Here is a 12,239-nt window from a genome sequence, read left to right on the forward strand (position 1 = left end):
GACCAAATCGCCCGGTCGGTCTGTGCCCCGCCTGCCTCGGTGTGGAGGCGGTCGGACATGGCCGCGTCGAGATCCTTGTCCACGACTTGCCAATCCATGGCAAGCAGGTGAGCGTCTACGTGGACGCCAGGCGCCTGCGCTGCCAGGGCTGCGGCGAGATTTTCATGGAGACGCTGCCCGGCGTTAAGGACGCCCGGCGCATGACTCAGCGCCTGGTCAAGTGGTTCGGCGAGCGCTCGCCGCGCCACACCTTTACCAGCATCGCCGAGGAGATCGGCGTGGCCGAAGGCACGATCCGCAACGTCTTCGCTGACCATGTGGCGGCGCTGGAACACACGGTCAATTTCCAGACGCCGCACTGGATGGGCATCGACGAGATCCACATCATCCGCTGTCCCCGGGCGGTGATCTCGAACCTGAAGCATAACACCGCTGTCAACATGCTGCCCGACCGCGACAAGAAGACCGTCGCGCGGTATCTGGCCAGGTTGCCGGGCCGGGCTGACGTGCAGTACGTGGCGATCGACATGTGGGTGCCGTACCGCGAGGCCGTGCGTGAGGTGCTGCCCGAGGCCATCGTGGTCGCAGACAAGCTCCACGTCCAGCGCCTGGGCAACATGGCCCTGGACGAGTTCCGCCGATCGCTGGGCCGCGTCGACAAGGCCGACCCTGCTCTCGCAAGAAGGCGGCCGGCGTGAAGAAGGACCTGGCTCTGTTCCGCAAGCGCGAGCGGGATCTGAACGACCGCGAGCGCCTGATGCTTTCGGGCTGGCTGAACAACATCCCGGAACTCGCCGAGGCCTACCGACTCAAGGAAGGCTACTTCGACATCTACGAGGCGGGAAGCCAGGCTGAAGCCGCTGCTCGGTTCGATACCTGGGCCAAGAGCGTCGGGCTGGAACATCGCGCCGCCTTCGCGCCGGCGCTGTCGACCTGGCGGAACTGGCAGCCGCAGATCCTGGCCTACTTCGACCACCGCATCACCGACGCCTTCACCGAGAGCCTGAACAGCCTGATCCGCTCCATCAACCGACGCGGGCGCGGCCACAGTTTCGAGGTGCTGCGCGCCCTGGTCCCGTACTCCAAGGGGGCGCACCAGATCGAGACCAAACGCCGGCACTTCGCTCGGCAGGACTGGGACATGGAGATGTTTGACCGCGCGCCGCCCACCGAGTTCGCCTACACCGGCATGCTGGGTCGGGCGATGCTGATGCGGGCGGCGCTCACGGCATCGGAGGTCGAGGAAGTGAACTACGGGGTGGACATCACCCGCCTGGTGGCGATGCTGGAGTCTGGCGAGATCTGAGCCTCACCCACAAAATCGGGTCGGCGACGGCCGAGAGCGTTCCTGACCTTCACCCACACAATTTTGCGAAGACCCGGATTTGGTTACGACCGCTTCCACCATCGCGCGTTCCCGCACGCTCCAGGGATTGCGCGCGACGGGTTGATCCTCGCCAAACTCGAGTACGGGAGAAATTCGCACAATCTTATCAATTCAACCGCGGCTCGTAACGATTTTCCGGCCGCGGCAGGCGGCAAGCACTGGCGCTGAAGACCGACGTACTGGCGAGTATTCGTGCAACACACGAGAATTCACATTTTGTCGCGTGAATACCTTATCAGGTTTGTCATTCCCTCAATCCGCTCAGCGAATCTCTTTTGGCGGAAAAACACAGGGTGAAGGTCGTTCTTCCATCTTGCGAAGTTACGGACACCACCCCGTTATGGGCCTGGACGATGGCTCGGGTAATGGCAAGGCCCAATCCCGCTGAACCGCTTTCCAAGTGAGCGCGTGACTTATCGGCCCGAAAGAATCGGTCGAACAGATGAGGCAGGACCTCAGGCGATATATCATTCCCTTCATTGTCGACACACAGCCGAATCTCTTGAGCATCATGTTCGATACGCACAGTGATGTGACCACCCGATGGGGTATAGCGCAAGGCATTCGATAGTAGGTTGTTCAATGCCCGGCGCAGCATCAATCGATCGCCTTGAATGACGCCAGTGCCTATGCACAGCAACTTGACCTGTTTTTCCTCGGCCATGGCGTCATAGAAGTCGAAAATATTTTTAACTTCAGTTTCCAGATTCAGGCGTTCCGTGTTGGGCAGCGTTATTCCGTTTTCCGTTTGCGCTAGAAACAACATGTCGGAAATCATGCGCGCCAGCCGCTGTAACTCCTCAGAGTAGGAGGCAATCACGTCGCGATAAGCTTGCGCTGATCTATCCTGGGTTAGAACGACCTGCGATTGCGTCAGCAAGTTGCTAATCGGCGTACGCAACTCATGGGCTAGGTCCGTAGAAAATTCGGTCAGCCGCATGAAATCCTGTTGCAAGCGCTCCAACATGGCATTGAGCCTTTGTGCCAAATCAGCCATCTCTGCAGGCATGGCATCGACAGGCATACGTTCGTCGAAATTTTGTGCTGTGATGACTTGCGCCTTGATGGCCATGGCGCGTAGTGGCGCCAATCCTTGCCGAGCCACCCACCATCCCAGGATGATCGTGAGTAGTGCTGCTGCTGCCGTATACAGCATCAAGGTGATCAGGAAGTCATGAAAAAAATGAGCATGAATGTCCGTGTCGACAGCAATAAGTACCCGCAGCGGCTTGCTGGCTTCAGGCCGGATTATCTCAGCCTGGATAGCCCGAAAGGCATGATTTCCATCGACCGAGACAGCAAAGGGCGACCCTGCTGCATGCAAGGCCGTCTCGAAAACAATCGAGGAACGCGCGTGGCCGAGAGTAGAGTAAATAAGATGCCCATCAGTTTCACGAATGTCCACATAAAAACCGGGATGCGTACGCAAGGCTTGGCCGACAATATCGGGGATGGATTGGGTTCTCTTCTCTTGTACGAGAGTGCGGATAAGTTGCAGCTCGTTATGCAGCAGCTGATCGTCCTGTGCATCGAAGTGTTTCTCGATGGCCGAAGCGATAAATAAACCTAGGCCAGCCAAGACAAGCACTGAAGTCAGCGCGAAGAGCGTGGTCAGCCTGAAGGTGAGAGAGTGTTGCCGAACGGACGTTCGAATCAATTTTCCCGTCCCGTATCGTCCAGAACATAGCCCGCGCCGCGTACGGTGATAATGAGTTTGGGCTCGAAGTCATCATCCACCTTGGCACGCAGACGGCGTATGGTGACATCGATGACATTGGTGTCGCTATTGAAGTTGATATCCCATATTTGCGAAGCGATGAGCGATCGTGGCAGCACTTCCCCTTTATGCCGTACAAGAAATTCCAATAGCGAGAACTCTTTATTGCTCAAGGGAAGTTTTTTGCCACTGCGTGAGGCTAGTCGGCGTGGCATATCCAGCACAAGATCTGCCACTTGCAGACGGTCGGGCTGCGTAACCATCAAGCCACGGCGCAGTAGCGTCCGCACCCGGGCCAACAATTCGGCAAAGGCAAAAGGCTTGACGAGATAGTCGTCGGCGCCCAATTCCAGTCCCTTGACCCGGTCGGCCACACTGTCTCGCGCCGTCAGGAACAGCGCTGGAACAGTTTTCCCGGCCTCTCTCAGGGACTGCAAGATTCGCCAACCATCCACATCGGGCAGCATCACGTCGAGGATGACAAGGTCATACAGCTCGGTCATGGCTAAATGGTGTCCATCTAGTCCGTTGCAAGCGAGATCGACGGCAAAACCTGCTTCTTTCAGACCTTGCTGCAGGTATGCGCCTGCGGTTAATTCATCCTCGACTATCAGCAACTTCATGACTATTCAAAGGGAGGAAGCTCGATGGGAGCGGAGTGTGTTGCATGGTACTTGAGCGATGCAGGCCTCCAAGAGGAGATTACAAAATTGTAATCCTGGCGTAATGGGGCTGATCGGCCGGGATCGATATCATCCTGCCCATGCTTTTCAACCGCGGAACATACTTGGCCATGCCCCAATCATCCTTTTTGCCTCATCGCCGCCGTTTTGTCCAAGGACTGGTTGCGGGAGGCGCCATGTTGGGCTTGTCATCGCGCATGCTTGACGCAATGGCACAGACAACGCAGAGTTCACCCGCAGCAGCGCCTGTGCTACAGGGCAATGTATTCGACTTAGTCATCGCCGAGACACCAGTCAATTTTACTGGCCGGCCCGGCATGGCGACAACGATCAATGGAACACTGCCTGCGCCGACCCTGCGCTGGAAGGAGGGTGACACAGTCACCATCCGAGTTACCAACCAATTGCGCGAGACTACGTCCATCCACTGGCACGGCATTATCTTGCCGTTTCAGATGGATGGAGTGCCGGGCATTAGTTTCGACGGCATTGCACCGGGCGAAACCTTCACCTATCGCTTCAAGGTTCAACAAAGCGGAACCTATTGGTACCACTCGCATTCCGGTTTCCAGGAGCAGACTGGAATGTATGGAGCTATTGTCATCGACCCGGCTCGGAGACGCGGAGCAGTAGCCGAACGCGAGCACGTGCTTCTGCTCTCCGATTGGATGGATGAAGATCCCATGGCCGTCCTGGGTAAGCTCAAGACACAAGGTGATTACTACAACTACAACAAAATCACTGCAAGGGACTTTGTGCAGGATGCGTCCAAGAACGGAGTCGGGGCGGCTTTGAACAAGCGGAAGATGTGGAATGAGATGCGCATGAATCCCACCGATCTGGGAGACCTTTCCTCCGCAGTTCTGACGTACCTCATCAATGGCTTGACGCCAGCAGGCAACTGGACGGGCCTGTTCAAACCCGGTGAGCGGGTGCGGCTACGTTGCATCAATGGGTCAGGCAATACTTTCTACGATGTGCGCATTCCGGGACTCAAACTCCAGGTGGTGCAAGTGGATGGCGTGAACATCGAGCCCGTCAGCGTAGACGAGTTCCGCTTCGGTCCGGGCGAAACCTGCGATGTCGTGGTGCAACCCAGAGAGGACGCCTACACCGTCTTTGCCCAATCCATGGATAGGACTGGCTATGCCGCTGGCACCTTGGCTGTCCGGCCTGGCCTGCGTGCGCCGATTCCCGAACTCGATCAAGTTCAGTGGCTCAGCATGGAAGACATGATGGGAGGCATGACCGGTATGACTGGAATGTCCAGCATGGACATGAATGGAAATTCCATGAACAACATGGATGGCGGCAGCACGACTGCTCCGATGAGCAGTATGGATGGCATGACCATGGACGGAAATGTCATGCCATCGACAGGCTCCAATCCTTTGAAAACCCCCAGCCGGATTGCCCGTCACGCCAGTGCTGAATATGGCCCTAGTACCGACAGCCGCATTGATAGCGCGCGCACCAACCTGGATGATCCTGGCGTGGGGTTGCGCAACAATGGTCGGCGTGTCCTGACGTTGGCCGACATGCATACCATCGGTGGCGCATTGGATGCCCGCATCCCCGAACGAGAAGTAGAGCTGCATCTCACCGGCAATATGGATCGCTACGCCTGGTCTTTGGATGGCCTGGAATTTGGCAAATCCTCGCCTGTGCATTTTCGTCACCAAGAACGGTTACGTGTCATTCTGCATAACGACACAATGATGACGCACCCCATGCACTTGCATGGCATGTGGAGTGAATTGGAGAGTCCGGACGGCAATTTTCTTGCTCGCCGTCATACCCTGCCAGTGCAGCCTGCTCAGCGCATCAGTTTCCTGGTCACTGCCGATGCACTGGGACGCTGGGCTTGGCATTGTCATCTCGCGCTCCATATGGACATGGGCATGTTCCGCGAAGTGATTGTGGCTTGAGGAACCCCATGGTTATTCATCACGCCAAAAATATTCTGCTTTCCGTCCTGGCCTTCCTGGTCATGGGTGGTGCTGCAGCCCAGGAAAATCACGAAGCCATGAACCATGGAGGCATGGTTATGTCAGGGGGGAAAGGTTCGGAAAACGTCCGTGATCCCAATGCCTATGCTGATGGCTATGTTCGCGGCTCTGGTTTGTACACGTCCAGCAAAACTCATCTCATGATGTCGGACGAGCATCTTTTCTCGTCGCTGCTTGTCGATCGGCTGGAATACGCCCACACCAATGACGGTAACGCAGTCAACTACGAAGCTCAGGCCTGGATAGGCAATACCTACGACAAATTCCTGATCAAGGCCGAAGGCAGTGTCGAAAAAAGCCGCATCGCCGATACCCGCACGGAATTGTTGTGGAGTCATGCAGTGAGTCCTTATTGGGACGTGCAGAGCGGCCTGCGCAACGATGCCGGCCACAAATTGCCCGGAAGAAACTGGTTGGCTTTAGGCGTTCAGGGTACGGCACCTTATTGGCTGGAGACGGAGGCAACCGTGTATGCGGGTAGTGGCGGTCGCACGGCCTTGCGGTTGACGGTGGCCTACGATCAGTTACTCACCCAGCACCTGATCCTGCAGCCTCGGGTGGAAGCCAATGTCTACGGCAAAGACGACCCAGTTTGGCAGAGCGGTCGAGGTCTTTCCGACGCCACGCTAGGCCTGCGCCTACGCTACGAATTCAGTCGCCAGTTTGCTCCTTACATCGGCATTGAGCGTAGCCAGAATTTCGGCAAAACGGCCAGCATGGTCCGAGCTGCGGGAGGAAGCCAGGGGGAAACCCGCTATATCGTCGGCGTGAGATTCTGGTTCTGATTTTTCTGCCCACTTTTTGACTTTACAGAGAAGATTTCATGTTCAATCGTCGCTTCATTGCCCCCATGCTCCTGGCCACCTCCACCCTGTCGGTGGCTGCGATTGCCTCGGCCCATCCCAAGCTCATTTCCTCCAAGCCTGCCGACAACGCTACGGCAGAGGCACCTCAGAAAATCGAACTGCATTTCTCCGAAGACCTGGTCAAGCAGTTCTCGGGCGCCAGTCTGGTCATGAGCAGCATGCCGGGTATGAACCATGCCTCGCCTATGAAAATGGCTGCCAAGGTTTCTGGCGGAGATGATCCCAAGACGATGTTGATTGTCCCCGCTCAGGCCATGATGGCCGGAACCTATACCGTCGAATGGCGAGCCGTTTCTTCCGATACACATCCCATCACCGGCAAGATCACGTTTACCGCGAAGTAATCCGATGTCAGACTGGATAAACGTCCCGACGCGGCTTGCGTTGTACTTGAGCCTCATGCTGACATTCGGTTTGCCATTCTTTGTCCTGCACGCTTTGCGTGGACAAGAGCGTTTTTCATCGATGGCTGACCGAATGGGCAGATTGGCCGCATTCACGGCCTTGGCGGGTATTGTATTGTCCATCGCCAGCCTGATCATCCTATCCAAGGCCATGACAGGCGCCGAAACTTATGGCGAGATCGGCCGGCATGCCCTAGGGATGGTCCTCACCGAGACGGACTTTGGCGCATCGTGGTTGATCCGCGTTGTCACGCTTGCGGGATGTTTCGTCGTGGCGCTGCTACTTCGGAATAAAGCCATACTGCGCTTTTCGGTTATATCCATCGCGGCTGCCGTAGCTCTGTCTACTTTGGCCTGGACGGGACATGGCGCCATGAGCGAAGGGATAGGGAGGAGTATCCATCTTTCAGCGGATATCCTGCACCTATTGGCAGGCGGGGCTTGGGTGGGTTCATTGGCCGCGTTTATCTTATTGCTGCGCGGGGCGGGAGAGTCGACGCGCGAACATATCGATATGCTCGGTCGCGCGCTGAATGTCTTTGCCCTCATCGGCACAGTCATTGTGCTCGGGTTGATCGTGACAGGCACCATCAATTACTGGATGACCGTCGGTGCGACATTGGACGGCTTGTCCTCGACGCCTTACGGGCTGTTGCTGCTGGTCAAGTTGGCTCTTTTTGCAATGATGCTAGGTCTGGCTGCAGCCAATCGCTATCGATTGAGCCCTTTGCTCGAAAGAGAGACTCGGGCAGGGAACTACCGCGTCGCCATAGCGCTTTTGCGAAAAAGTCTATACGCCGAGACTAGTTGCGCTTTCTTGATTCTAATCTCGGTATCATGGCTAGGGATGCTGGCTCCGATGTCCAACTGAGATTTCATGCGGTTGCCTCAAGCTATGTCCTCACAGACACAGGGTATTAGCGACGATGCAAGCCCGACGTCGCCGCTACGGTTCTTATCTGGGAGAAATCAGTCCGCCACCGGAAAACGTGATCGACCGTGATTTCCAGGCCGCTGCCCCGAATCAGAAGTGGTTGACCGATATCACCGAGTTTCAGATTCCGGCTGGCAAGGTCTACCTGTCACCTGTGATTGATTGCTTCGGTGGTTTGGTCGTCAGTTGGTCAATCGGTACGCGACCAGACGCCGAACTTGTGAATTCCATGCTGGATGCTGCCATTCAGACGGTGATCGACACCAACGATAAACCTGTCGTCCATTCTGATCGCGGTGCCCACTATTGTTGGCCAGGATGGCTCTCACGGATGAACGATGCGAAGCTGACTCGCTCTATGTCGCGCAAAGGCTGTTCACCCGACAATGCCGCCTGCGAAGGCTTTTTCGGGCGGATGAAAACGGAAATGTTTTATTTGCAGGATTGGCGGGAAACGACCATTGATCAATTCGTGGGCGTCGTTGATACATACGTCCGATGGTATAACGAAAAACGGATCAAGATGTCGCTGGGCGCGCTCAGCCCCATTGAATACCGTGCGAGCTTGGGGCTTGCCGCATAAAGCAGTCCAAGAATTCGTCCGCACCCCCAGTGGGTCAGTATTACTCCGGCGCTAACATGTAGTTGCGCTATCCAATGCGCTTCAGTCGTTCAGGACTGACATCGAAGGCGTCCAGGATGAATGGGACGCGGCCGTGCCTCGGATTGAGGGGTGCTCCTTTGGCCAGGTTGTAGTTGCTTCAGCGAACAACGTACGTCACGCAGATGAATGGCAGACGGCACGCCCTCCCGCAGCAAAACAGTTGCAGTCGATGCGTGTGCTCGCATCTGTATTGAACGAACCCCTTATTCCTGCTGATGGCTCGCGACACAAGTTCGGCAGAGAAGTTAGTCCAGAGGTATTGGAAGCGATTTGCGGTGGGGATATGGAGCAGCTTGAAAAGCACTTTTTTGATTTCGCGAAGGATCTTTTCCACCGTCGGAAACAATGAAATTCAAAGTTCACGGGACGCTCAGGCGTCCTTTTTTTTCGCCTGTTCCTCGGCTTCATTGCGGGCCGCTTGAGTCTTACGCCATTCGCGGTCACGACGAGCTTCTTCGTCAGGATCGACGGGCGTATTTCGGAGCTGGCGTAGATACTCCCTGACCGGCACGCCTGGAGGGATGCCCGCAGATGCCGGGTGGGGATGGCTCCCCGCGGATGGATGCGGCGGAGCAGGCGGCTGACGGGGCATGACCTGGTGCTGATCTGCGTGAGCACGTCTCCAGCGCACGAGGGCTTGAGAAAGCGCCTTGGGATTGAGTTCAAGCTGGGCACGGCTCAACTCTTCTGCCAGAGCGATGAGCGGGAATTTGTGCTGAGTCAGTTGGTCAAGGAGCGGCAACGCCATCTGGATCTGAACCCGCCGTGGCAGATTTTTCGCGTCGGCCAGCGTGCTGCGCAGGGTTTCCAGAACGGTCAAAACGGCAGTGGCGTGGCTCATGGATGGCTCGGTGGGCGGTTGTGCTGCGCTGCTTGCAGCGATATGTAGAAAGTAGAGGAATAATCAGGCAACAAGTAGAAATCTATATGAAGAATAAAGGCTAATGAAGCTTCAGAATTCAATAATGAGGAAATCTGTAGATGCCTGTAGATCAACGAAGAATGCCGTAGGTGGTGGTCTGGCGCTGAACAACAAACACCACCTGTTAAACAGGTAAACCTAGGATTCATGCGGGTTTGCGGGCATGTTGTTAAACGTGGGCAAATTCTCAGCCCCGAGAAAGTCTTTGTAAAACAGGATGTTGTCGCACCCGCAGGGTGCGTCCTGTGTGGTGCTCTTAAGGGGGCCGAAGGCCTAACTTAAGGGCACCTGTGGCAAGGCCACGGCGTCACGACCAGGGGCCCATGAGCGTAGCGAATGGGCAACAGCCGAGCACCCGGACAGACGGCAGCGCAGGCATCGATGACCAGGCCAACAAGCGACAAACGATAGAAAGCAGGCCAGGGGCAACAGCAACAAGAACCCGCCAAATCGAACAGGCCGACTAGGGCAGGAACAGCGCAATCGGGAGAGAGGAACCCCGACGAAAGCGGATAGGAGTCGGGATCAATAAGGCAAAAAAATGACCACCGGGCAGGTGGTCTGGAGTCTGGCCCGGAACGGGCGGGCTGGGGTTGCTGGGCGAGCTTAATGGGGCCTTTCGAGAAACCTGGGGTTTGGGTTGGTCTTGGGGTTTCCTGACGGGCGAGGTCTTGAAATGGCGACCTCCCCTGCCCTGTCTATTTCTTGACCTTGCCAGGCATGCGCATGAAATCGGGCAGCCAGCCACGACCAGCCAGCAGCTGCTCGGCGGTTGTCGCCGCTTCGCCTTTCTTCAGCTTGGCCAGGGGTGCTGCCGTCTCGGCGTCGATGGCTTCGGTCACAACGGCGGCGATCTGATCCTTGCTGACAGCGCCCAGGTAGTTGGCGGCGGTGGGCGTCCACCAGTGGGTCATGTCGGTGTCGGTGAGCGCTTGGACGTTGCGCACATGGCAGATCTCATCGTGCTTGGAGGCGCTGGCGGGCATGGTCAGAGCCAGGAGCAATCCCATGAGGGCCATGATCTGGTCGTCAGTCCAGGCAAGTAAGTGGTCCAGCAGCGCCTGCGGATCCTTGGGCAGGTTCTTCATGAGGTCGGCCAGCTGCGTATCGAGTTGCTGCGCGGCGGGCGCGGCATCGATCTGGTCGTCGGCCTGGTGGAAACCGAACCGCGCTGCGCTGGCGTGCATCGGGAAGATTTCCCATTCCCGGGACAGATACGAAATATGGTCTGTGACCTGTTCGACCAGCTGGACGAGGTAGAGGCACACACCCAGGCGCGGGCGCTGGGCCAGCTCGGCCTGGACGCCCAGGGCGTGCTGCGCATGGAGCCGGTCGGTCAGGGCTTGCGAATGCGCTGGGCGAGTTTGTGCCGGGGGCAGTTCGGCCGAGGCGTGATCACTGTTCTTTTCGGACTTCGTGCCCATCAGTGCCTGGGCGGCGTCGCGGTCTTCGCGTCGGATGAGGCCACGCTTGGTGATGAGGTTGCCCGAGTCGTCCAGCGTGATGATTGTTCCGGCCACGGTCTTGTGCTGGGGGTTGTATTCCTGCATCTCGTTCTCGATGGCTTCGATCTGGTCGTCCAGTTCTTGAAGCTTCTCGATGAGCATGTCTTCGTCGCCTTCTGGATCGTCGTCTTGCTGGAAGGCATGGAGCTTCTCATTCGCAGCATCACGGGCGGCGTTCAGTTTCTTGAGCTGGGCGGCTTCGCTCTTGGTCGGGGTGCGGGCCGTTTCCTTGAGTTGGCCGTATTGGCGGGACTCGTCCCAGGTGAAGCGGGTCTGGTAATGGATCCAAGACCACCCTTCCCCGCTGACCGCTGCCGCCAGCTTGCTGCGTTTCATTTTTTCGACAGCCAGGGTTTCGGCCTGGATGGGGTCGGCGAGGAAAACGCCCTGGTTGCCCTCGGCGAAAAGGTCGCGGCGCACGATGCCGCCGGCCTTCTCGTAGCCGGCCACGGTAAGGTAGCGGGCGATGGGGGAGGTCGCGGCCATTTCGCTCTCAGAAAGTATGCTGCGGATGCTGCGCGCCGGGTTGTATTCGGTACGACAGGCTTTCCAGGCGGCGCGTTGGCGCTCGTGATCGTCCACGCCGGCCAGGGCTTGGAGCACTTCGAACGTCATATTCTTGTCGCCGCTCCGGAACAAGGCCAGGAGGTCGGGCGCGACGTTGGCCAGGGCCAGAAGTTTCTTGACGGACAGCACGGTCGCGCCGTGGGCGGCGGCGATGGCCTCGGCGCTCATGTTGTGGTCGCGGCGCAGGCGCTCGTAGGCGGCGATCAGATCGACGGTGTGCATATCCTCGCGGGCCACGTTTTCGATGAGGCTGGCGTGGTGCGCGTGTTCGCGGGCGATGATGCGCACGGGGACCGGGTAATCCGCATCGAGCTTGCCGGTTTGGTGCAGGTGTTGCAGCGCCGCCAGTCGCCTGCCGCCCGCGCAGATGCCATAGGTGCCGTCACCTTCATCGACCGCAATCAAGTTATTGAGTAGGCCCACGGTGTCGATGGTGGCGGCCAGTTGCTCGATGGTCATGTCCGAGGCTCGGCTGCGGGCCTGATAGTCGGTGGCGAGGTGAAGCGCGGCAAGCGACACGTCCTGGCGGTGGGCGGCAGCGGCGATGGCGGCGATTTCGGTGGAATTGGTGTTCATGGCGC

Annotated in this window: 10 protein-coding genes and 1 pseudogene; 7 read left to right on the forward strand and 4 right to left on the reverse strand. The window is 57.6% G+C overall.

The annotated features are described in order from the left end of the window. Nucleotides 1-20 precede the first annotated feature (20 nt). Both H143_RS23160 and H143_RS23165 read left to right on the forward strand, forming a co-directional pair. A complete protein-coding gene (locus tag H143_RS23160; protein WP_255345349.1) occupies nucleotides 21-698 on the forward strand; it encodes a transposase in 678 nt (225 codons plus the stop codon). After that, nucleotides 695-1,306 (forward strand): transposase, encoded by a 612-nt coding sequence (locus H143_RS23165; protein WP_051094443.1) that lies wholly within the window; start codon nucleotides 695-697, stop codon nucleotides 1,304-1,306. Before H143_RS23160 ends, H143_RS23165 begins: the two co-directional genes overlap by 4 nt. A gap of 325 nt (nucleotides 1,307-1,631) precedes the next feature. On the opposite strand, the gene H143_RS0118390 is transcribed toward H143_RS23165, so the two are convergent. Beyond that, nucleotides 1,632-3,044 carry a heavy metal sensor histidine kinase gene (locus tag H143_RS0118390; protein ID WP_019939736.1) on the reverse strand — a complete coding sequence of 471 codons (1,413 nt, stop codon included), beginning with the start codon at nucleotides 3,042-3,044 and terminating at the stop codon, nucleotides 1,632-1,634. After that, nucleotides 3,041-3,727 carry a heavy metal response regulator transcription factor gene (locus tag H143_RS0118395; RefSeq protein WP_019939737.1) on the reverse strand — a complete coding sequence of 229 codons (687 nt, stop codon included), beginning with the start codon at nucleotides 3,725-3,727 and terminating at the stop codon, nucleotides 3,041-3,043. The genes H143_RS0118390 and H143_RS0118395 overlap by 4 nt, the downstream gene beginning before the upstream one ends. 170 nt (nucleotides 3,728-3,897) lie before the next feature. Here H143_RS0118395 and H143_RS0118400 point away from each other — a divergent pair, with 170 nt between their 5' ends. The 5 genes and pseudogenes from H143_RS0118400 to H143_RS0118420 form a co-directional block, all read left to right on the forward strand. Further along, nucleotides 3,898-5,715: a copper resistance system multicopper oxidase gene (locus H143_RS0118400; RefSeq protein ID WP_033366884.1), complete on the forward strand. Its 1,818-nt coding sequence runs from the start codon at nucleotides 3,898-3,900 to the stop codon at nucleotides 5,713-5,715. Nucleotides 5,716-5,723: 8 nt separating this feature from the next. Continuing rightward, nucleotides 5,724-6,581: a copper resistance protein B gene (locus tag H143_RS0118405; RefSeq protein ID WP_019939739.1), complete on the forward strand. Its 858-nt coding sequence runs from the start codon at nucleotides 5,724-5,726 to the stop codon at nucleotides 6,579-6,581. A 38-nt stretch (nucleotides 6,582-6,619) separates the two neighbouring features. After that, a complete protein-coding gene (gene copC, locus H143_RS0118410; protein WP_019939740.1) occupies nucleotides 6,620-7,006 on the forward strand; it encodes a copper homeostasis periplasmic binding protein CopC in 387 nt (128 codons plus the stop codon). Nucleotides 7,007-7,010: 4 nt separating this feature from the next. Further along, entirely contained in the window at nucleotides 7,011-7,937 is a 927-nt protein-coding gene (copD, locus tag H143_RS0118415; protein ID WP_019939741.1) for a copper homeostasis membrane protein CopD, read from the forward strand. A gap of 55 nt (nucleotides 7,938-7,992) precedes the next feature. Then, a pseudogene (locus tag H143_RS0118420) lies at nucleotides 7,993-8,583 on the forward strand (IS3 family transposase); the annotation flags it as partial. Nucleotides 8,584-9,034: 451 nt separating this feature from the next. On the opposite strand, the gene H143_RS22605 reads toward H143_RS0118420, so the two are convergent. Both H143_RS22605 and H143_RS0118430 read right to left on the reverse strand, forming a co-directional pair. Next, nucleotides 9,035-9,505 (reverse strand): hypothetical protein, encoded by a 471-nt coding sequence (locus H143_RS22605; protein ID WP_155803445.1) that lies wholly within the window; start codon nucleotides 9,503-9,505, stop codon nucleotides 9,035-9,037. Nucleotides 9,506-10,284: 779 nt separating this feature from the next. Next, nucleotides 10,285-12,234, reverse strand: coding sequence for a ParB/RepB/Spo0J family partition protein (locus H143_RS0118430; RefSeq protein ID WP_019939744.1), 1,950 nt, complete (start codon nucleotides 12,232-12,234; stop codon nucleotides 10,285-10,287). Nucleotides 12,235-12,239: the final 5 nt, after the last annotated feature.

The sequence above is a fragment of the Bordetella sp. FB-8 genome (assembly GCF_000382185.1).
Lineage (GTDB): Bacteria > Pseudomonadota > Gammaproteobacteria > Burkholderiales > Burkholderiaceae_B > Bordetella.